This window comes from Clostridium sp. 2218st1_F5_2218SCRN_220325, from assembly GCF_039062665.1.
Classification (GTDB): domain Bacteria; phylum Bacillota; class Clostridia; order Peptostreptococcales; family Peptostreptococcaceae; genus Intestinibacter.
Genome location: NZ_JBCLNH010000011.1, coordinates 1 through 19,370 on the forward strand (window position 1 = coordinate 1; position 19,370 = coordinate 19,370).

Annotated in this window: 24 protein-coding genes and 1 pseudogene; 3 read left to right on the forward strand and 22 right to left on the reverse strand. The window is 29.6% G+C overall.

What is annotated here, in order from left to right; all coding sequences use genetic code 11:
* Positions 1-464: 464 nt before the first annotated feature.
* Positions 465-662, forward strand: coding sequence for a hypothetical protein (locus ABCM86_RS07870; protein ID WP_195931472.1), 198 nt, complete (start codon positions 465-467; stop codon positions 660-662).
* A 454-nt stretch (positions 663-1,116) separates the two neighbouring features.
* Here ABCM86_RS07870 and ABCM86_RS07875 read toward each other — a convergent pair whose 3' ends face one another.
* A complete protein-coding gene (locus ABCM86_RS07875) occupies positions 1,117-2,259 on the reverse strand; it encodes a S41 family peptidase (protein ID WP_343003801.1) in 1,143 nt (380 codons plus the stop codon).
* A gap of 173 nt (positions 2,260-2,432) precedes the next feature.
* On the opposite strand from ABCM86_RS07875, the gene ABCM86_RS07880 reads away from it, so the two are divergent.
* The gene (locus ABCM86_RS07880) at positions 2,433-3,002 is read left to right on the forward strand and encodes a 5-formyltetrahydrofolate cyclo-ligase (protein WP_343003802.1); all 570 of its coding nucleotides are present in this window, start codon (positions 2,433-2,435) and stop codon (positions 3,000-3,002) included.
* Between the two features lie 83 nt (positions 3,003-3,085).
* Here ABCM86_RS07880 and ABCM86_RS07885 read toward each other — a convergent pair whose 3' ends face one another.
* The 8 genes and pseudogenes from ABCM86_RS07885 to ABCM86_RS07920 all read right to left on the reverse strand — a co-directional run bounded on the left by ABCM86_RS07885 (position 3,086) and on the right by ABCM86_RS07920 (position 8,445).
* Positions 3,086-3,526 (reverse strand): hypothetical protein, encoded by a 441-nt coding sequence (locus ABCM86_RS07885; protein WP_243269618.1) that lies wholly within the window; start codon positions 3,524-3,526, stop codon positions 3,086-3,088.
* Between the two features lie 133 nt (positions 3,527-3,659).
* Complete coding sequence (locus ABCM86_RS07890) at positions 3,660-4,598, reverse strand: transketolase family protein (RefSeq protein WP_295734978.1); 939 nt, start codon at positions 4,596-4,598, stop codon at positions 3,660-3,662.
* Entirely contained in the window at positions 4,591-5,418 is an 828-nt protein-coding gene (locus tag ABCM86_RS07895) for a transketolase (RefSeq protein ID WP_195931476.1), read from the reverse strand. The genes ABCM86_RS07890 and ABCM86_RS07895 overlap by 8 nt, the downstream gene beginning before the upstream one ends.
* A 221-nt stretch (positions 5,419-5,639) precedes the next feature.
* Positions 5,640-6,005 carry a type II toxin-antitoxin system PemK/MazF family toxin gene (locus ABCM86_RS07900; protein WP_195931477.1) on the reverse strand — a complete coding sequence of 122 codons (366 nt, stop codon included), beginning with the start codon at positions 6,003-6,005 and terminating at the stop codon, positions 5,640-5,642.
* The gene (locus ABCM86_RS07905; RefSeq protein ID WP_195931478.1) at positions 5,998-6,279 is read right to left on the reverse strand and encodes an antitoxin; all 282 of its coding nucleotides are present in this window, start codon (positions 6,277-6,279) and stop codon (positions 5,998-6,000) included. Before ABCM86_RS07905 ends, ABCM86_RS07900 begins: the two co-directional genes overlap by 8 nt.
* 421 nt (positions 6,280-6,700) lie before the next feature.
* Positions 6,701-7,297, reverse strand: a complete 597-nt coding sequence (gene gerS / locus ABCM86_RS07910) for a germination lipoprotein GerS (protein ID WP_195931479.1) — start codon at positions 7,295-7,297, stop codon at positions 6,701-6,703.
* 73 nt (positions 7,298-7,370) lie between these two features.
* A complete protein-coding gene (gene acpS, locus ABCM86_RS07915) occupies positions 7,371-7,751 on the reverse strand; it encodes a holo-ACP synthase (RefSeq protein WP_295574779.1) in 381 nt (126 codons plus the stop codon).
* Between the two features lie 51 nt (positions 7,752-7,802).
* Positions 7,803-8,445: pseudogene (locus ABCM86_RS07920) on the reverse strand (LysR family transcriptional regulator).
* A gap of 214 nt (positions 8,446-8,659) precedes the next feature.
* Here ABCM86_RS07920 and ABCM86_RS07925 point away from each other — a divergent pair.
* Entirely contained in the window at positions 8,660-9,598 is a 939-nt protein-coding gene (locus tag ABCM86_RS07925; protein ID WP_343003805.1) for a DMT family transporter, read from the forward strand.
* Positions 9,599-9,663: 65 nt separating this feature from the next.
* On the opposite strand, the gene ABCM86_RS07930 is transcribed toward ABCM86_RS07925, so the two are convergent.
* From ABCM86_RS07930 to ABCM86_RS07990, 13 genes are all read right to left on the reverse strand, one after another.
* Complete coding sequence (locus ABCM86_RS07930) at positions 9,664-9,948, reverse strand: hypothetical protein (RefSeq protein ID WP_195931148.1); 285 nt, start codon at positions 9,946-9,948, stop codon at positions 9,664-9,666.
* Positions 9,949-9,951: 3 nt separating this feature from the next.
* Complete coding sequence (atpD, locus tag ABCM86_RS07935; protein ID WP_195931149.1) at positions 9,952-11,343, reverse strand: F0F1 ATP synthase subunit beta; 1,392 nt, start codon at positions 11,341-11,343, stop codon at positions 9,952-9,954.
* A gap of 12 nt (positions 11,344-11,355) precedes the next feature.
* Complete coding sequence (gene atpG / locus ABCM86_RS07940) at positions 11,356-12,222, reverse strand: ATP synthase F1 subunit gamma (RefSeq protein WP_195931150.1); 867 nt, start codon at positions 12,220-12,222, stop codon at positions 11,356-11,358.
* Positions 12,223-12,251: 29 nt separating this feature from the next.
* Positions 12,252-13,754: a F0F1 ATP synthase subunit alpha gene (gene atpA / locus ABCM86_RS07945; RefSeq protein ID WP_195931151.1), complete on the reverse strand. Its 1,503-nt coding sequence runs from the start codon at positions 13,752-13,754 to the stop codon at positions 12,252-12,254.
* A gap of 18 nt (positions 13,755-13,772) precedes the next feature.
* Entirely contained in the window at positions 13,773-14,312 is a 540-nt protein-coding gene (locus ABCM86_RS07950) for a F0F1 ATP synthase subunit delta (protein WP_195931152.1), read from the reverse strand.
* Positions 14,309-14,809, reverse strand: a complete 501-nt coding sequence (gene atpF / locus ABCM86_RS07955) for a F0F1 ATP synthase subunit B (protein ID WP_195931153.1) — start codon at positions 14,807-14,809, stop codon at positions 14,309-14,311. The genes ABCM86_RS07950 and atpF overlap by 4 nt, the downstream gene beginning before the upstream one ends.
* A gap of 95 nt (positions 14,810-14,904) precedes the next feature.
* Entirely contained in the window at positions 14,905-15,150 is a 246-nt protein-coding gene (gene atpE / locus ABCM86_RS07960; RefSeq protein WP_007287638.1) for an ATP synthase F0 subunit C, read from the reverse strand.
* A gap of 86 nt (positions 15,151-15,236) precedes the next feature.
* Entirely contained in the window at positions 15,237-15,941 is a 705-nt protein-coding gene (gene atpB / locus ABCM86_RS07965) for a F0F1 ATP synthase subunit A (RefSeq protein WP_195931154.1), read from the reverse strand.
* Positions 15,942-15,944: 3 nt separating this feature from the next.
* Positions 15,945-16,334 (reverse strand): ATP synthase subunit I, encoded by a 390-nt coding sequence (locus ABCM86_RS07970; RefSeq protein WP_195931155.1) that lies wholly within the window; start codon positions 16,332-16,334, stop codon positions 15,945-15,947.
* 4 nt (positions 16,335-16,338) lie between these two features.
* Positions 16,339-16,566, reverse strand: a complete 228-nt coding sequence (locus ABCM86_RS07975; RefSeq protein ID WP_195931156.1) for an AtpZ/AtpI family protein — start codon at positions 16,564-16,566, stop codon at positions 16,339-16,341.
* A gap of 293 nt (positions 16,567-16,859) precedes the next feature.
* Positions 16,860-17,489, reverse strand: coding sequence for a uracil phosphoribosyltransferase (upp, locus tag ABCM86_RS07980; RefSeq protein ID WP_195931157.1), 630 nt, complete (start codon positions 17,487-17,489; stop codon positions 16,860-16,862).
* 74 nt (positions 17,490-17,563) lie between these two features.
* Positions 17,564-18,016, reverse strand: coding sequence for a ribose 5-phosphate isomerase B (rpiB, locus tag ABCM86_RS07985; RefSeq protein ID WP_295574763.1), 453 nt, complete (start codon positions 18,014-18,016; stop codon positions 17,564-17,566).
* Positions 18,017-18,322: 306 nt separating this feature from the next.
* The gene (locus tag ABCM86_RS07990; RefSeq protein WP_295574760.1) at positions 18,323-19,363 is read right to left on the reverse strand and encodes an L-threonylcarbamoyladenylate synthase; all 1,041 of its coding nucleotides are present in this window, start codon (positions 19,361-19,363) and stop codon (positions 18,323-18,325) included.
* Positions 19,364-19,370 lie beyond the last annotated feature (7 nt).

Below are 19,370 nucleotides of genomic sequence, written 5' to 3' on the forward strand. Positions count from 1 at the left end.
CCTGCTCAGACTAATCATTATCTGAAATATCTGGCTTGGTTTGTTGTTGGTTTTAATTCGTGTGAATTAAAGTTTATTAATTAACCTACTGTTTAATTTTCAAAGTTCATTTACTTAACTCGCTCAACTTATTTCATTTCGCTCGTTTCAACTTCTTTAGTTTAACAAACTTAGTTTTGTTTGTCAACTCTTTTTTTAAAAACTTTTTTAGCTTTCGTCGCTCTTTCAGACTTACTCGCTTTCTAAGTTCTTGCCCTCTCTCAAGGACAAGTAATACTATACCACCATAAAATATATACGTCAACACTTTTTTTGATATTTTTTTCATTTTTTTTAATTCTAATGAAATTATGTATTATCTAGTCTATTGATAATACATAATTTCCAACTTATCATCAATACATATTCTTTTATAAAAAACCATATAATAAAAATAACCTTAAGATAAGGAAAGGTGATTTTTTATGTATGATTTTGAAAGTGTTAAAAACTTATATGAAGACGGATATAGATGTATCTACTATGACAATAACCAAAGTAATCCTGCTGTTTACTTAAAAAATTTTGAAAGCGAAGATTCTAAAGAAATCCAATTTGAAGATGAAGACCAATTCACACAATTTAAAGATTATCTAGATTCTTTAAATTCTCTTAGAGGATAATAAATCTTTGCATAAAAAAACTATACATATTTTTAAAAAAATATGTATAGTTTTTTATTTTTTAAATTTTAATAAAAGCGCTAAATTTCCTATTTTAATGTTGCTATCTGTTTAATAAGAGCTATTAGTTCATTTCGATCTATTTCTGTTTGTTTTCTTTTTTCTTTATATTCCTGGATGTTAACAACTTTTTTCTTAGTTTCTTTCATAAATTTCACTTCCTAATACAAATTATTAACTTATTTATAGATATTCTATACTAGATTATAATCTCCTTTATTTTTAAAAACAAATTTCCAATATTTTATCTAAAAAAGGATATATTTTTCAGAGATATGGTGTCATAAATCGAAAAATACAAAAAAATAGTATAAAATATCAATTTTTTAATATATTCTTAACTTATATTGTACTTAAAATATAAATTTAAAAGCTAGATAGAAATGTAATAAATTTATTTATTAGTTTTTATATATTCAATTGCTCTGTCTAATTGTTTCTCTTTATCCTTTTCTACTATGTTAGGCTTAATTCCTTGTTTGTTTATATAATCTCCATTTGGAGTATAGTATTGTGCTGTTGTTAATTTATATCCTGTTCCATCGTTAAATTCTTTAACGCTTTGAACAAGACCTTTACCATAGCTTGTTGTACCAACTGCTATACCTGCTTTATTATCAACAATTGCTGCAGTTAATATTTCTGATGCTGATGCACTATTTTCATTTATTAAGACAACTATAGGTAAATCAACTTTATTTTTATCAGATTTATAGTATTGAGTTTCTCCCTTATTATCTTTTGTATATACTATTGTTCCTTCTCCTAATAGATAATCAGCTATATCTACACATATATCTAATAATCCACCTGGATTATCCCTAAGGTCTATAATTAATGATTTTATATTTTTCTTTTGTAAAGAAGTTACAGCTTCTTTAAATTCTTTATATGTATTTTTATCAAATGATGTTATTTGTATGTATCCAATATTGTCGTCTTTTACTTCACTATGTACGCTATCGACGATTATTTCTTCTCTTTTAACTGTTACATCAAATTGTTTATTGTCTCTTTTTATAGTTAATACAACTGAAGTTCCAGCTTTGCCTTTTATTTTACTCGCTGCTAATGTAGATTCTGAGTATTTTACTTTATCTCCATCTACTTTTAAGATAATATCTCCTGCTTTAAGTCCGCTTTTTTCCGCAGGATAGTTTTTTATTACTGATTGAACAACAATGTTATCATTATCATTGCCACTCATATAAATTCCTATACCTACAAAAGAGCCTTGAGTTTGTTCTTTTAATAAATTAAATTCTTCTTTTGTATAATATTCAGAATAAGGGTCTTCTAAAGATTGTACTAACCCCTTTTCTGCACCAAGTATTAATTTATCTTCATCTACATCTTGATAGTAATCTTCTTCAACAATATTTTCTAAAGCTATCAACTTATCATATTTTTTATATTTTTCGTATAAACTTCTAGACATAAATACCCCTTTAAATAAGAAAACTTGGACTAAAATCGTACATATTACAGTTGCTACAACTAAGCTTACAGACCCTATAATGAGCTTCTTCTTTGACATATTTCCTACATCTCCTTTTAAATAAACTATTACTATTATATGATAATCTATCCTTTTTATTACTATTTGCCAAATTTGTTGATTTAAAGCAATCAACTATACTAGAATTTATAGTAAAGGATATTAATTATATCTTCAATATTATACCATATATATACAAAGGGGTAGATTTTATGAAAAAAGAATTTAGAAAAAAAGTAATCGCAGCAAGACAAGCTAAAGACAAAGACTTTATTGAAAAAAATTCAGACATAATAACAAAAAAATTACTTCAAATGGATTGTATAAAAAACGCTCAAAATATAATGCTCTATTTAGACTTTAATAATGAGGTTCAAACTGATCATCTAATTAACAAGCTTATCTCTCTTAGAAAAACTGTAACATCTCCTATAACTATTGTAAAAGATAGAGTATTAATTCCTGCACAAATTACAGATTTAGAAAATGGAATCAAGGTTGGAGCTTATAATATTAGAGAGCCAAAACCTGATGCTCCAACATTAGATGTTAAAGATTTAGACTTAGTTATTGTGCCTGCAGTTGCTTATAGCGAAGATTGTTATAGACTTGGCTATGGAGGTGGGTATTATGATAGATTTATTGAAAGATTGAGAGATGATGCAGTCACTATAGGTATTGCTTTTGAACTTCAGATTTTCCCAGAGGTACCAAAAGAACCTCATGATGCTCAACTCGACTACATAGTAACAGAAAGTAGAATATTAACTCCAAATAAGTAATCATTTATTTTTAAATTTATATAAATATTGATATATAAAAAGCACATGGGCATTATACTCATGTGCTTTATATTTTAAGTATATTATTTGCTATTATTTTGTCCTTGGAATTTCTGATTTAACTCAATCTTATCAGGTAATGATTCCATGTTTGTCTCTAAAACAACAAAAGGATATGCATCCTCTTTTTCTTTATATACAGCTTCAACTATCATAACCTGTTTTCCATCTTTATCTTGAAGATTTATTTTTTCAACATCTATACCATACTCTTCATTTTGACCCCTAGTTACTATAACATATACTTTGCCATCGATTATGGTAGCTAGTGCTCTTTCTTGGTCTATGTAATCATCCATCATATCCAGTATTTTATCTGGAATGGAATCTCTTTGAACTATAACATAGTCTACAGCTTTTATATCCTCACCAAACATTTTTGGAAGTATTATAAATCCTGCCAATATAAATATAATTAAACAAATGCCATAGACCATACCCTTCATATTGAATTTAACATCCAATTATATCACCCCCATATATTTAAAATATATGAGGCTTATATTTTTCCTATTCTAAAATTTTCAAATTAAAAAAACTGATTAATTCAAGACTTTTAATGTATCTTGCATAATCAGTTTATATTTATATTCAAAACTATGATTTATATTCTATAGCTTCTTTTACTTTTTTAATAATATTATCAGATGTTAATCCATATGCTGATATTAATTCTGATGGTGTTCCAGATTGTCCAAAAACATCAGTAACGCCTATTTTCTTTACTATAACAGGATATTCTTCCGTTACTACCTCACTTACTGCACTACCTAGTCCACCTATTGTACTATGTTCTTCAGCAGTGATAATTGCACCTGTCTTTTTCGCAGAATCAATTATTAATTCTCTATCAATCGGTTTTATTGTAGGCATATTAATTACCCTAACCTCTATACCTTCTTCTTCTAATTGTTCGCTTGCTTTAATAGCTTCATTTACCATTATTCCACAAGCTATTATTGTTGCATCCGTACCATCTTTTAGTATTACACCTTTTCCTATTTTAAAGTCATAATCATTATTAAATATTGTTGGAACTGAACTTCTACCTAATCTTACATATACAGGTCCAGTATAATTTGATATTTCGAAAATCATCTTTCTAGCTTCAACACCATCTGCTGGAACTAAAACAGTCATATTAGGTATTGATCTCATTATCGAAATATCTTCTATACTTTGGTGTGATGCTCCATCTTCACCAACAGTTATCCCTGCATGTGTAGCACATATCTTTACATTTAAATTAGGATAGCAAACCGAGTTTCTTATTATTTCAAAAGCTCTCCCTGTTGCAAATACAGCAAAAGTACTTACAAAAGGTATTTTTCCAGTTGTAGATAAACCACAAGCAGCCCCTATTAAATTTTGTTCGGCTATACCCATATTAAAAAATCTCTTTGGAAACTTTTTAGCAAATTCACACGTTTTTGTCGATTTAGATAAATCTGCATCTAAAACTACTATATCATCTCTTAAATCGCCTAATTCCACTAAAACCTGTCCATAAGCCTCTCTTGTTGCAATATTATTCACGGCAAACACCTCCTAAATCCAATAAAGCTTGTTTTAATTCTGAATGACTTGGCGCATTCCCATGCCAACTAGCTTGATTCTCCATAAAAGAAACACCCTTTCCTTTTACTGTTTTTGCAATTATCATAGTTGGTTTACCTACTGTATCTTTTGCAATATCTAAAGCAGCAAATATTTGGTCATAATCATGTCCATCTATTGTTATTACATTCCATCCAAATGATTTAAATTTACCTTCTATTGGATTTACATTCATAACATCTTCTATGTTGCCGTCTATTTGAAGTCCATTATGGTCTAAAAATACAATTAGGTTGTCTAGTTTATAATGTGATGCACTCATAGCAGCTTCCCACACTATACCTTCTTGTATTTCACCATCTCCTAATAGTGCATATACATTCCATGGCGCATTATCTAGTTTTGACCCCATTGCCATACCACAAGCTACTGAAAATCCCTGACCTAAAGAACCTGTAGACATCTCAACTCCTGGCACCTTATTCATATCAGGATGTCCCTGTAACATTGCCCCAAATTTTCTAAAGCTCAATAATTCATTTTTATCAAAAAATCCTCTTTCCGCCAAAGTAGCATATAACACAGGTGCAGCATGTCCTTTAGACAAAATAAATCTATCTCTATCTTCCATTTTAGGATTTGTTGGATCTATATTCATTTCATCAAAATATAATGCCGTCAAAATTTCAACAGCTGATAAAGATCCTCCTGGATGTCCAGATTTTGCTCCATGTATCATAGTAACGATTTCTTTTCTTATGATACTCGCAATCTCATTTAATCCCTTATGGTCTCTCATGTGATTTACCTCCTAATTTTAAACTGATATCACTATATAGTACTATTATAATACTCATTCTTACTTATTATATCATTATTAAAATTATTTTTTAATCTTTATATTTTTATATATTAAAAAATTCGCTTCGCTCATGGCTCCAACGAATCAAAGATTCCGTTGCTTTAGTTAATAAGTTGGAAATTAAAAAAGACTATTGATTTTCTAATTTCAATAGTCTTTTACATATTAAACAAACCTAAACTTATTTGAAGGCTATTATCTATTTTTAACATCATGTTTTTATCTAGACAACCTATTTTTTCTCTCAGCCTCTTCTTATCTATAGTTCTAATTTGTTCTAAGAGAATAACAGAATCTTTATTTAGTCCATATTCATTGGCACTTATCTCGATATGTGTAGGCAACTTAGCTTTATTAATTTGTGATGTTATCGCCGCTACAATAACTGTAGGACTGTATTTATTTCCGATATTGTTTTGAATTATTAAAACAGGCCTCACACCTCCTTGTTCAGAACCGACAACAGGACTTAAATCTGCATAATATAGATCTCCTCGTCTTATCTCAGAGTTGAGATTACTCAACTTTTGCTATATCTCCTTTAGAGTCATTTTCTAAAGAAATCTCATCTGTCATTCCTAATTCAGCTAATGAAAGATTAATCCTTCCCATTTCTTTATAACCTTTTATCATAGTTTCTTTTAAGTTTAATTTCTTCTTTTGGGTTATATAAAATTGAAATGCAGCCTTTGCAAAATCTTCTCTATTACTATTTTCCATTTGAATAATTTTATCTACCTCTGATAAAATTCCCTCTGGCAAAGTAAATACAATTTTTTCTTTATTTTTATTGTTCACAAAACCGCCTCCTAGGAATACTATCTATTCTAATTTTACCAAATAGATACACGAATGTAAAATTGCATTTCTTACCATCCAATATACGTCTATATCCGATCTAGCTAATAGTATTCTATTCATTTTTTTATTTTTAATGTTACTCCTTAAAGTTATAAAGAAACCTTTATTATAAAACCTTTTAAAGATGTATATTTTTTAAGGCATATTTAATGAAATTATATTTATATGAAGTATATAAATGAATATAATTTTTATATGCTATAAAAAATCTTCAATTTAAATATTTATAATATAGATTTTTAAACACTTTGCAATTTAAGTATTATAATCCTTTAAATTAGATTATTAGCTTAATTATATTAATGAGATTCTTATAAAATTATAGAGACCTTGTTATCTAGACTCAATTTAGAGGTTATTAATTCTTTGGTTGAAAATCGGTATAATTTACAATAAACTTTTTTTCACCTTCACTATTTAGTATTTCCATTTTTACAGGATTTTTAGTCTTTTTATCTATATACAATATTTGCTTGCTTAGACAAGAATTTTCATGTGATAAATCTCTTTCTAAAATTAACTGTTTTTCTGAAACACTCATATTTATAGAATCCTCTTGTAAAAAATCTTGCACAAAGTCACCTATAAATAAATATAGTTTATTATCTCCTACGTTTGGAAGTTCTATTACATCATCTAACTGTTTATTTTTTATAATTATTTTATCTTTATAGTACTCTGTAGTTTTACCATTTAAGTTCTTTGGTTCAATTATTTCTAGTTTATAGTATGACGGCTTTTTATAGGTATGATTCATTATGTATTTACTTTCACTTTTATTATTTATTATTGTTATTTCTGCTTTGCATGTATACGACGTCATCTTTGTTATTTTCTTTTGGAAATCTTCATATATATCTTCTTTTGTTTGTTTGCTTAAGTTTTTACATCCTACTAAGTTTATTACTGTAAATACTAATAGAAAAATTAATACTATCGTTTTTCGTTTTTTCATATAGTTAACTCCCTCCCCTTTTATATTAATATTCATGGAGGAAGTTAATTATTAATATTATTAGGACATTCTGTTAATTTCCACTTATTATTAGTGAATTTGCTACAGCATAATTTTTACTATGGGATATACTTACTTTTATTTCTTTAATGTTATATTTTATGCAAATTTCACTTAAATTATTATAAGTATTAACAATTGGTTTTCCTAATTCATCTCTTAAAATTTCTATATCTTTTAGCTTAAATCCCCTGATTCCTGTTCCGATAGCTTTACTTATTGCTTCTTTTGATGCAAAATTACCGGCAATACTTTCAAATTTAAAATTATTTTCTTTAAAATATAAAACTTCTTTTTCTGTAAAATTTCTCTCTAAAAACCTAGGATTTTTTTTAATAGCATTTTCTATTCTATCTATTTCTATAATATCTATCCCTATTCCAAATATATTCATATTTATTCTCCTTAAAATAAGTATGTTCTTATATATATTTTTTAATACAAATTATTCTATATACTCCAAAAATTTTTTAACAGCTAATGACAAACTTTTTTTATTTCTATATGCCAGCCCTATATTTCTATAAGTAGCTACTTCTAATCCTTTTGCTGTAATTTTATATGGATTTCGTTGCAAAATTAGTCTTGGTAATATACTTATTCCCAAACCATTTTCAACCATAGACATTATCACATAATCATCTAATGTAGTAAAATGTATATCCGGTGTAATATTATACTTTTCAAATATCTCCGTAATTTCCATTTTTACTCCCTTTTCTAATAGCATAAACGGATAATTTAATAATTCTTTTATTGGAAAATATTCTTTATCAGCTAATTTATGATTTTCTGGTAAAACAACCATTAGCTCATCTTCCATTAAAAATATTGTTTCTAACCTTGATTTTGTAGGCAATCTTAAAAATCCAAAGTCTACTCTACCTTTTAAAAGTTAATCCTTCTGATGTTAATTCAACACCTGATTTGCTGCGTTCAAGAAGTGATATATTCCATTCTTTTTCTAAATCACTAATCATTCTACTTATTCCAGATTGTGAATAATTAAGTATTTCTGCTGCTTTTGTAAAACTTCCATATTCAATAGTTTTAACAAAAGCCATATATTTTTGTATATTCGTATCCATACATATTTCCCACCTTTTAAATCTGTTTTTGTAATGTTTAACATGATAAATATTCGTTTTTGTAATTTATAAACCAATGATATACTATAATTAAAGAGTTTTCAACGAAAACAAACTAATTGGTTGCGCAACCTTTTTAAATTTATAATATCTACAATTAAATAAAAAAAGCGGTGAATTCTTATACACTTTAATGATAAGTGTATAACTAAAAATGAAAAAATCATATCTAAAATATATATCAGCATTATTTATTTTTGGTTCAAATGGAATTGTTGCAAGCTATATTCATTTAAATGGCTATGAAATAGTATTTTTAAGAACGCTAATCGCTAGTATATTTCTTTTATGTGTATTCCTGTTATCTAAACATAAATTAGAAGTATTAGAAAATAAAAAGGATTTTTTATATTTAGTAGCTCTAGGAGTAACAACTGGAGTCTCTTGGATATTTTTATACCAAGCATATGCAGAAATTGGTGTTAGCTTAGCGACTTTAATTTATTATTGTGGTCCGATAATTATAATATTATTGTCACCTTTTGTTTTTAAAGAGAGTTTAAATATTTATAAGATATTAGGTTCTGTAGTTATTTTTATAGGAATGATCCTTACAAATGGTAACCAATGCTCAAATGCGGGTCTGTCATTTGGATTAGTCTGTGGTATATTTGCAGCATTAACTTATAGTATATTAATTATATTTGCAAAACAAGTTAAAGTTGTATCTGGAATTGAATATACTTTAATACAACTTATCTCATGTTTAATTACAGTTGGTATATACTTAACAATAAAACAAGGACCTTATATTCCAAATCTTATGCAAAATATATTCCCTGTTTTATTTTTAGGAATTGTAAATACAGGCATTGGATGTTGTCTATATTTCTCAGCTATAAAAGAACTTTCTGCTGGAAGTGTTGCTATTTGTGGTTATTTAGAACCACTATCTGCATTATTATTTTCAGCACTATTATTGAGTGAGAGATTATCATTTATACAAATAATAGGTGCAATTTGTATCATTGGAGGCGCAATATTTGCAGAATCATATAAATATATAAAATTATCTAATTATCAATCAAAAGATTCATACTGTGAAATAGAGGATTCATGTGAATTATCAGCTGATAAATCAGTAAGCAAGTAAATAAAAAGGAGTTATCTTTTTAGTATTAAACTATTCTAGATAACTCCTCTTTTATTTATATTTTACTATATAGTTTCTTTTGCAGCTCCATTATCCCATGATGCTGATTCAGTTAATATAGTAGTTTTTTCTTTAGTAACAGTGATAAATCCTCCAGAAATTCTTCCTTCTTTAAATTTACCATCTTTTTTTATTCTTAATTGTCCTTCAACTAATCCTGCTACAAATGGTATATGGTCTTTTAAAATAGCTCTATCGCCTTTTGTAGTTCTCATTATTACCATTTCAACTTGATCGTTGTAAAAGATATTTTCAGGAGTTACTATTTCTAATGCAAATTGGTTTGCCATAGACTAATTCTCCTTTCCTTTCTCAACTGCTTCATCTATACTTCCTACGAATAAGAAAGCAGACTCTGGTAAATCATCATGTTTACCTTCTAATATTTCTTTGAAACCTCTTATAGTTTCTTTTACTGGAACGTATTTACCAGGTATACCTGTAAATTGTTCACCAACTGTAAATGGTTGAGATAAGAATCTTTGTATTTTTCTAGCACGAGCAACGATTAATTTATCTTCGTCACCAAGTTCATCCATACCAAGTATAGCGATTATATCTTGTAATTCTTTATATCTTTGAAGTATAGATTGTACTCCTCTGGCAACCGCATAATGCTCTTCACCTACTATATTAGGGTCAAGTACTCTTGAAGTTGATTCAAGTGGATCAACTGCTGGGTATATACCTAATGATGCTATAGATCTTGAAAGAACTGTTTTTGCATCTAAGTGAGTGAATGTTGTAGCTGGTGCTGGGTCAGTTAAGTCATCGGCAGGTACATATACTGCTTGAACTGATGTGATTGACCCTTGTTTTGTTGATGTTATTCTTTCTTGTAATGCACCCATTTCAGTAGCAAGTGTTGGTTGGTAACCAACTGCTGATGGCATACGTCCTAGAAGTGCAGAAACTTCTGAACCTGCTTGTGTGAAACGGAATATATTATCTATGAATAATAACACGTCTTGGTTTTCTTTATCTCTGAAGTATTCAGCCATAGTAAGACCACTTAATGCAACTCTCATTCTTGCCCCAGGTGGCTCATTCATTTGTCCGAATACTAGAGCTGTTTTATTTAAAACTCCAGACTCTTTCATTTCGAAGTATAAGTCATTACCTTCTCTTGTTCTTTCTCCAACACCTGAGAATACTGATATACCACCGTGTTGTTTAGCTACGTTGTTTATAAGCTCTTGTATAAGAACTGTTTTACCAACTCCGGCACCACCGAATAGACCGATTTTACCACCTTTTAAGTAAGGAGCTAATAAGTCAACTACTTTTATACCTGTTTCAAGTATTTCAGCACTACCTGCTATTTCATTAAATTCTGGTGCAGCTCTATGTATTGGATCTCTTGGAGCATCTTTTGGTGCTTCAAATCCATCAACTGGTTCACCAAGAACATTGAATATTCTTCCTAAAGTTTTATTTCCAACAGGAACCGCTATTGGTTTACCTGTATCTATAACTTCCATACCTCTAACTAGTCCGTCAGTAGCACTCATCGCTATACATCTAACTGTATCATCACCGATATGTTGTGCAACTTCAGCAACTATTTCTTGATCCCCTAACTTTATAACTAATGCGTTTAATAAGTTAGGTAGGCTTTGTTCATTTTCAAATTTAACATCTAGTACAACCCCTACGATTGATACTATTTTACCTACGTTGGCCATTTCCTAACCTCCTTATTTTAGAGCTTCAACTCCACCTACGATTTCTGTTATTTCTTGAGTAACCGCACTTTGTCTTGCTCTATTGTAACTTAATTCTAGAGTAGAAAGCATTTCATCTGCATTGTCTGAAGCCGACTTCATAGCATTTCTTCTTGCTGATTGTTCTGATGCAAAAGATTCTATTACACCATCATAAACTACACCTGATACATATTTAGGTATTAGGTAGCTTAAAACTGCTTCTGGTGATGGTAAATATTGAACCCTAGCTCTACTTCCTGAATTATCTTTTGATTTTCCTTCTTCTTTATCGAAAGCTAATGGTAAAACCTTCATTAATTTAGGAGTTTGAGTTAGAGGTGATATAAACTCTGTATAACAGATATATAATTCATCTATCTCACCTTTTTTATATAAATCCATTGCTTGATTAGCAAGTGCTAATGTGCTATCATAATCACATTTTTCAACACTTTCTTCAGCGGCTAATATATCATAGCCTCTTTTTTGGAAAAATTCCGTTGCTTTCTTACCTACTGTCATAACTTTTTCTTGTTTTCCATCCATATGAGCAGTTGTAAGTTTGAATATATTTGAGTTATATCCTCCAGCTAGACCTCTATCTCCAGCTATTACGATATAACATTTATTTTTTACTTCTCTTTGTTTTAAGAATGGGTCTCTAACACCTCTTGTGTTAGAAGCTATATCTTTAACCGTTTCATACATTGTATTAAAGTATGGTCTACTAGCTAAAGCTCTATCCTTAGCTTTTCTCATTTTTGATGAAGAAACTAATTCCATAGCTTTTGTAACTTGTTTTGTACTTTGAACACTGCCTATACGGTTTTTAATCTCTTTAATTCCAGCGCCTGCCAATTAGTTTACCTCCTTTTTAAAAAGGATTCTTAAGCTTCAACAACAAATGTCTTTTTGAATTCATTTATTGCTGCAGTTAAATCAGTTGTGAAATCCTTATTTGCTAGTATTTTTTCACTTAATTCAGGATAATTTGCATCTACGAATTTAAATAATTCAGATTCAAATCTAGATAATTCACTAACTGGGATATCATCTACAAATCCATTTGTAACAGCAAATATTATCATAACTTGGTTACTAACATGAAGAGGTGCATTTTCGCCTTGTTTTAATACTTCAACGATTCTTTCACCTTGAGCAAGTCTTCTCTTAGTATCAGCATCTAAGTCAGAACCGAATTGAGAGAATGATGCAAGCTCTCTGTATTGAGAGTAAGCAAGTTTTAATGTACCTGAAACTTTTTTCATTGATTTTATTTGTGCACTACCACCAACTCTTGATACTGATATACCAGGGTCAACTGCTGGTCTTACACCTGAGTAGAATAATTCTGGTTGTAAGTATATTTGTCCGTCAGTGATTGATATAACGTTTGTTGGTATATATGCAGAAACGTCACCTGCTTGAGTTTCTATTATTGGTAAAGCAGTCATTGATCCTCCGCCTAATTCGTCAGATAATTTAGCTGCTCTTTCTAATAATCTTGAATGTAGATAGAAAACATCCCCTGGGTATGCTTCACGGCCTGGTGGTCTTCTAAGTAATAATGACATTTCTCTGTAAGCAACTGCTTGTTTACTTAAATCATCATATATTATTAGAACGTGTTTTCCATTGTACATGAATTCTTCACCCATTGCAGCTCCTGCATATGGTGCTAAGTATTGAAGTGGTGCAGATTCTGAAGCTGTTGCAGAAACAACTATTGTGTAATCCATTGCTCCACCATTTTCTAATCTAGTAACTAATTGTGCTACTGTTGAACGTTTTTGTCCTATTGCAACATATATACATATAACATCTTTACCTTTTTGGTTTAGTATAGTATCTATTGCTATAGAAGTTTTACCAGTTTGTCTATCTCCGATTATAAGCTCCCTTTGACCTCTACCGATTGGTATCATTGAGTCAATTGATTTTATACCTGTTTGTAATGGTTCAAAAACTGATTTTCTTGCCATTATACCAGGTGCTGGAGTTTCAACTGGTCTAGTTTTGTTAGTGTTTATAGGTCCTTTACCATCTATAGGTAAACCAAGTGGACTTACAACTCTACCTATCATAGCTTCACCAACTGGAACTTCTACTATTCTTCCAGTTCTTTTTACTATGTCTCCTTCTTTGATTCCGCTGTCATCACCGAATAAAACGGCCCCAACAACATCTTCTTCTAAGTTAAGTGCCATCCCAAATACTTCACCTGGGAACTCAAGTAATTCACTTGACATAACATTTTCTAATCCATAGACTGTAGCTATACCATCCCCAACTTTTAGGACACTTCCTGTATCTGTTAATTCTATTTTATTATCATAGTTCTTTATTTGTTGTTTAATTATAGAACTGATTTCTTCAGGTCTTAAGTTCATGGGTTCACCGCCCTCCTACTAAATTACTTGTGAAAGTTGATTTTTTAATCCATTTAAACGAGTTCTTATTGTTCCGTCTATTTCCGTATTACCAAGTCTTACTAAAACTCCACCTAATACATTCTTATCAACTTTATTTTCTAAAGTAACATTTTTATTATATTTTTTAGAAAGCTCTGTCTCAAGCTCTTTGATTTTCTCGTTATCCATTTGAACTGCACTGATTACATATCCTTCTAAGATATTGTTCTTTTCATTTAACAGTCCTTTATATGTTGCCTCTATTGCACTTATAGATGTGATTCTACCTTTTTCAATTAATATTTTTAAAAAGTTTTTTAAATCATTGTCTATTTTTCCAGCAAATAAAGTATCAATTAATTGGATTTTTTCCTTTTTTGATACTAATGGAGACTTCATAACATTGTTTAATTCGTTATTTGTAGTTATTAGAGAAGATACTTCTTTTAGTTCATTATATAGGTTATCAGTTTTATTTTCTTCTTCACCTATTTGAAATAGAGCTTCAGCGTATCTGTTAGCTATTACATCTATCATTCAGCTTCCCCTACCTCTTTTATAAATTTTTCGATTAAATCTTCATGTTTAGATTTATCTATATCTTCTTCTAATACTTTTGATGCTGCTAGTATAGCTATATCTGATATATCATTTCTGATTTCAGCAATAGCTTGTTCTTTTTCTTGAGCAATTTCTTTTGTTGCTTTTGATTTTAATGAAGATGCTTCAGCTTGTGCATCTGCGATTATTTGGTTAGATTTTTGTTCAGCTCTAGCAGTAGCTTGTTTTATTATCTCTTTACCTTCTTCTTTCGCTAAGCTAACTTTTTCTTCATATTCTTTTCTTAAAGCTATACCTTCATTCTTAGCTTTTGCTCCAGCAGCTAAATCATCTTGAATCATATTTTCTCTTTGTTCAATTATGTTTAGAACTGGCTTGAATAATACTTTTTTCAATACTAAGAATAGTATAACTGTATTTATAATCTGGAATAATAATTCCCATGATATGGTTACAACCGGTTTAAAATCCATAACTATTCCTCCTCTTGACAAATCCTAAAACTTACATTTAGGAGATGACCAAACACCTCCCAATTGTAAATTTGAAAATATTTTTATTTGATTTTTTATACCCATGGATTTGCGAATAAAAGGATTATAGATATAACTAGACCATATATACCTGTAGATTCTGCAACTGCAGCCCCAAGTAACATTGTAGAGATTATATCTCCTTTAGCTTCTGGTTGGTTCCCAACTGCTTCTGCACCTTTCCCAGCTGCGTATCCTTGTCCTATACCTGAACCTATACCTGAGCAAACCGCTATTCCTGCTCCTATAGCAGATCCTAATACCATTAATGCTTGTTCCATAATAAATTCCTCCTTGAAAGATATAATTTTATTTTCTTTTTGTTTTTATTTTTTGTTTTAAATTTTAAAATTTTAAATTTAGCTTACTACTCTGTTGCATTTGAAATAAATACCATTGTTAACATTACAAATATAAAGGCTTGTAGACAACCTGAGAACAAGTCAAAATATAGATGTAAAGGCACTGGTATTACTAATTGTAAGAATGGAATTGATACACCAGGTATTAGTGTTGATATAAATGCTAATAACTGATAAAGAAGTCCCATAATTACAGTACCACCTAATATATTACCGAATGGACGGAATGTAAGTGATATTGGAGTTGCTATCTCACTGACTATATTTAAAGGTAATAAGAATGGAACTGGTTCTAACAGACCTTTCCAATATGCAAGTCCCTTTGACTTCATACCTTCGAAATAAATTAAAAATACAGTAAGTAATGCCCATCCAAGTGTTGTGTCGACGTCTGTTGTCGGAGATTTAAATCCAACTAGTCCAATTAAGTTCGAGCATACGAAGAATAAAAATAATGATCCTATATAGTAGAACATATTAGGCATTTTCTTAAATATATCTTTACCCATATTGCTCTCAACTAAATTTTTAAGCGTAACAACTGCATATTCCAACATAATTTGTACTTTACTAGTTGGGATTAACTTTAAATTTCTAGTTAGGAAATATGATGCTATTATTAAGAACGCCATGATTATCCAGCTCGTAACTACAGTCTCACTTATACGGAAACCATTTGAAAATGTAATAATCCATTGTGCGTATTTCACAACCTATACCTCCTTTCTCTTAAATTTTGAAACTATAAATGTTTTTATAAATATAACAACTTGAGTACTTATTAATCCTATTGCAGTACCTATTATATGTAAATTAGGATTCTTAATAGATACAATAAGTGCCGCAGCGGTTATTGTAAGCCTTATCATATATCTAACGCCAGTATATGCTTGTGCCTTTCCTGGTGGTAGATTTACTGCTTTTTCTAATGTCAGCGCTAACAGCCTAAAGTTTAAAACAGCTATAATGCTCCCAAATATTATTCCCATAAGCATAGGAATACTAAATTGTGATATTACCATTAATAAGATAACAGCCACAACATCAAATATAGGAACTCCAGCTGTAACAGCTTTGACCTCTTTTGCTACTTTGACATCCATCTAATCACTTCCCTTTTGTGTATTTGCGAAGATATCTATATACAGAGTTAAATCCACTTGCAACTCCCAATACTAAAAATATAATTGTAAATATTGGCTCAGTATTTAGTTTGGAATCTATGAATTTTCCTACAAAGAAACATCCAAATATACAAACTAATACGATTATTCCAAGCTGACTTATCAAAGATAGCATTTCTGCTGCTATGCTAAATACACTTCTGTTTTTCATGATATAAACACACCTTTTTAATTTATTAAAATATAGCTACAATTCACATATTTACTACATAACTATGCTTTTAAATTGATAAATAAATTTAATTAAAATTATTTATTTATTTTATCATACTATTAAAATTTTTCAAATATTTTCTATGAATTTCGCTAATTTTATTCATTATTTTTCCATTTTATAGACACATTTCGCTAATGTGTCTATTTTCTATTGTGCGCAATTATGTATACAAAATATTCAGCCAATTTCCAATTTTGAAGGACCTATATTTCTATAGATCCCCCTTATTATTTTGTTCCGAATATTCTATCTCCTGCGTCACCTAATCCTGGCACTATATATCCATGATCATTTAACTTTTCATCAATTGATGCAACATATATATCTACATCATCATGATATTTTTGTACTTCTGCTATACCTTCTGGAGCTGCAACTAAATTAACTAATTTTATGTTTTTTGCTCCCCTTTCTTTTAATACGTCTATAGCAGCTATAGCAGAACCACCTGTTGCAAGCATTGGGTCTACAACTATCATTTCTCTTTCTTCTATATCTTGTGGTAATTTACAGTAGTATTCAACTGGTTTTAAAGTTTCTGGATCTCTATATAGTCCAACATGACCTACTCTTGCAGATGGAACTAATGTTACGAATCCTTCTACCATTCCTAAACCAGCTCTTAATATAGGTACTATTCCTAATTTTTTACCTGATATAACTTTAGATTTTGTTTTTACGATAGGTGTTTCTATTTCTGTGTCTTCTAACGGTAAATTTCTTGTTACCTCATAACCCATTAACATCGATATCTCTGTTAATAACTGTCTAAAATCTTTTGATCCTGTTGTCGTCTTTCTCATAAGAGTTAACTTATGTTGTATTAATGGATGATCTGTAACTATTACTTTGCTCATCATTTACCTCCTAGATTATTGTATTTTAATTATATTTTTAGCTTGTTCTATTTCTTATAATTCCTATAAGTTTATTATTTATTATATTTCTTTTCTATGTCACCAAGTAAATCTACTCTTCTTTGGTGTCTGTCACCTTCAAATTCTGTATTTATCCATGCCTCAACTATCTCTAAAGCCAAACCTTTGCCTAATACCCTTTCACCTAAAGATAGCATATTAGCATTATTATGAGCTTTTGACATTTTTGCAGAGAATGTATCTGATACTACTGCGCATCTTATTCCTGGAACTTTATTTGCTGCTAGTGATATTCCTATCCCCGTTCCACAACATAATATTCCATAATCAACATCTTTTGCTACAACTGCCTCTGCAACTTTTTGTCCATAGATAGGATAATCTACAGATTCTTCAGCATTATTTGTACCATAATCTACACATTCTACTCCCTTAGATTCTAAATATTGCTTGATTTCTAATTTTAAATTGTAACCGCCATGGTCGCATCCTAAACCTATTTTCATTTTATAATACTCCTATATATATTTTAAAATGATTGATTATTTTTTAACTATTACATTATAATAGTACAATCATTTTTTGTAAACCACCATATATTTTTTTAGATTTCTAATTTATATTATGAATTTTTAACATTTACCTATTATAAAGTATGTATTATTTGCTCTCCCTGTTTGAATTTTTTGCTCTAATTTATTGTATTTTTTTAACCAAATTTATAATTATTGCTTATTAATTCATTTAGGAAAACCATTCCAAGGTAATAATAACTTAAATTTATATATAATTTCAATAAAATTAAATTATTATCAAGCGTTTATAATCTTATATCCGGCAGACTTTAAAAGCCTGTTCATTATTGCACATCCTATACCCTCATTTGTAAACGATTCAGAGTATATTATATCACATTTTTCCTTATCTGCTTGTATTAATGCATCAAATAGATTTGAAGCTACATCATCTAAAGTTTCTCCTAGACATATAGTTTTTCCTATATAGCATTTTTCGTTAGATTTTAGACATATAATACATGTTTTTAAATTTTTAGCATTATTTTCTTCTGTTAATTTATTTATTTTATCAATAACCTTCGATTGTTCACCATCTACTATGTATACATCTGCATTTGGTGAATAGTGTGTATATTTCATTCCAGGTGCCTTAGCTTTGATATTATCTTCTTTTTTCGCTAATGCTGGGTCTAATTGAACGTTTCCTAATTCTTTTTCTAGTTGTTCTTTTGTAATACTTCCTGGTCTTAAAATTGTTGGAATATCACCAGTCAAATCTAAAACTGTTGATTCTAATCCATATACACAGTCATTTCCCATTATTATACCACTCACTCTATGATTCATCTGTTCATAAACATGGACTCCTCTTGTTGGTGATGGTCTACCAGATATATTTGCTGATGGAGCTGCAATTGGAAGATTTGCTTCATTTATAAGCGCACTTGCTATTTTGTTTGAAGGCATTCTAATTGCAACTGTATCTAAACCACCACTTGTTCTTTCAGGAATTATATCCTTTTTCTTTAAGATGATAGTTATAGGTCCTGGCCAAAATTTATCCATTACAATTTCAGCTTGTTCAGGCACATCACAAACTAGATTATATATTTGTTTTTTGTCCCCAATATGTACGATTAATGGATTATCGCTCGGTCTACCTTTAGCTTCATAAATTTTGCTAACTGCATCCTCATCTAAAGCATTGGCTCCTAATCCATAAACTGTTTCTGTTGGAAATATTACCGTTTTACCAGCCTTCAAAATTTCTGCTTGTTTTTTTATTTGTTCCATGTCTATATTGTCTACGTCAATTTTACTAATCAATGTATCCATTTTATTC

Excerpts from the sequence above, each read along its gene's own strand:
- ABCM86_RS07870 (WP_195931472.1), top strand. The coding sequence starts at position 465 with ATGTATGATTTTGAAAGTGTTAAAAACTTATATGAAGACGGATATAGA.
- ABCM86_RS07875 (WP_343003801.1), bottom strand. The coding sequence starts at position 2,259 with ATGTCAAAGAAGAAGCTCATTATAGGGTCTGTAAGCTTAGTTGTAGCA.
- ABCM86_RS07880 (WP_343003802.1), top strand. The coding sequence starts at position 2,433 with ATGAAAAAAGAATTTAGAAAAAAAGTAATCGCAGCAAGACAAGCTAAA.
- ABCM86_RS07895 (WP_195931476.1), bottom strand. The coding sequence starts at position 5,418 with ATGAGAGACCATAAGGGATTAAATGAGATTGCGAGTATCATAAGAAAA.
- gerS (WP_195931479.1), bottom strand. The coding sequence starts at position 7,297 with ATGAAAAAACGAAAAACGATAGTATTAATTTTTCTATTAGTATTTACA.
- acpS (WP_295574779.1), bottom strand. The coding sequence starts at position 7,751 with ATGAATATATTTGGAATAGGGATAGATATTATAGAAATAGATAGAATA.
- ABCM86_RS07925 (WP_343003805.1), top strand. The coding sequence starts at position 8,660 with ATGAAAAAATCATATCTAAAATATATATCAGCATTATTTATTTTTGGT.
- ABCM86_RS07930 (WP_195931148.1), bottom strand. The coding sequence starts at position 9,948 with ATGGCAAACCAATTTGCATTAGAAATAGTAACTCCTGAAAATATCTTT.
- atpD (WP_195931149.1), bottom strand. The coding sequence starts at position 11,343 with ATGGCCAACGTAGGTAAAATAGTATCAATCGTAGGGGTTGTACTAGAT.
- atpA (WP_195931151.1), bottom strand. The coding sequence starts at position 13,754 with ATGAACTTAAGACCTGAAGAAATCAGTTCTATAATTAAACAACAAATA.
- ABCM86_RS07950 (WP_195931152.1), bottom strand. The coding sequence starts at position 14,312 with ATGATAGATGTAATAGCTAACAGATACGCTGAAGCTCTATTTCAAATA.
- atpF (WP_195931153.1), bottom strand. The coding sequence starts at position 14,809 with ATGGATTTTAAACCGGTTGTAACCATATCATGGGAATTATTATTCCAG.
- atpE (WP_007287638.1), bottom strand. The coding sequence starts at position 15,150 with ATGGAACAAGCATTAATGGTATTAGGATCTGCTATAGGAGCAGGAATA.
- ABCM86_RS07970 (WP_195931155.1), bottom strand. The coding sequence starts at position 16,334 with ATGGATGTCAAAGTAGCAAAAGAGGTCAAAGCTGTTACAGCTGGAGTT.
- ABCM86_RS07975 (WP_195931156.1), bottom strand. The coding sequence starts at position 16,566 with ATGAAAAACAGAAGTGTATTTAGCATAGCAGCAGAAATGCTATCTTTG.
- upp (WP_195931157.1), bottom strand. The coding sequence starts at position 17,489 with ATGAGCAAAGTAATAGTTACAGATCATCCATTAATACAACATAAGTTA.
- rpiB (WP_295574763.1), bottom strand. The coding sequence starts at position 18,016 with ATGAAAATAGGTTTAGGATGCGACCATGGCGGTTACAATTTAAAATTA.
- ABCM86_RS07990 (WP_295574760.1), bottom strand. The coding sequence starts at position 19,363 with ATGGATACATTGATTAGTAAAATTGACGTAGACAATATAGACATGGAA.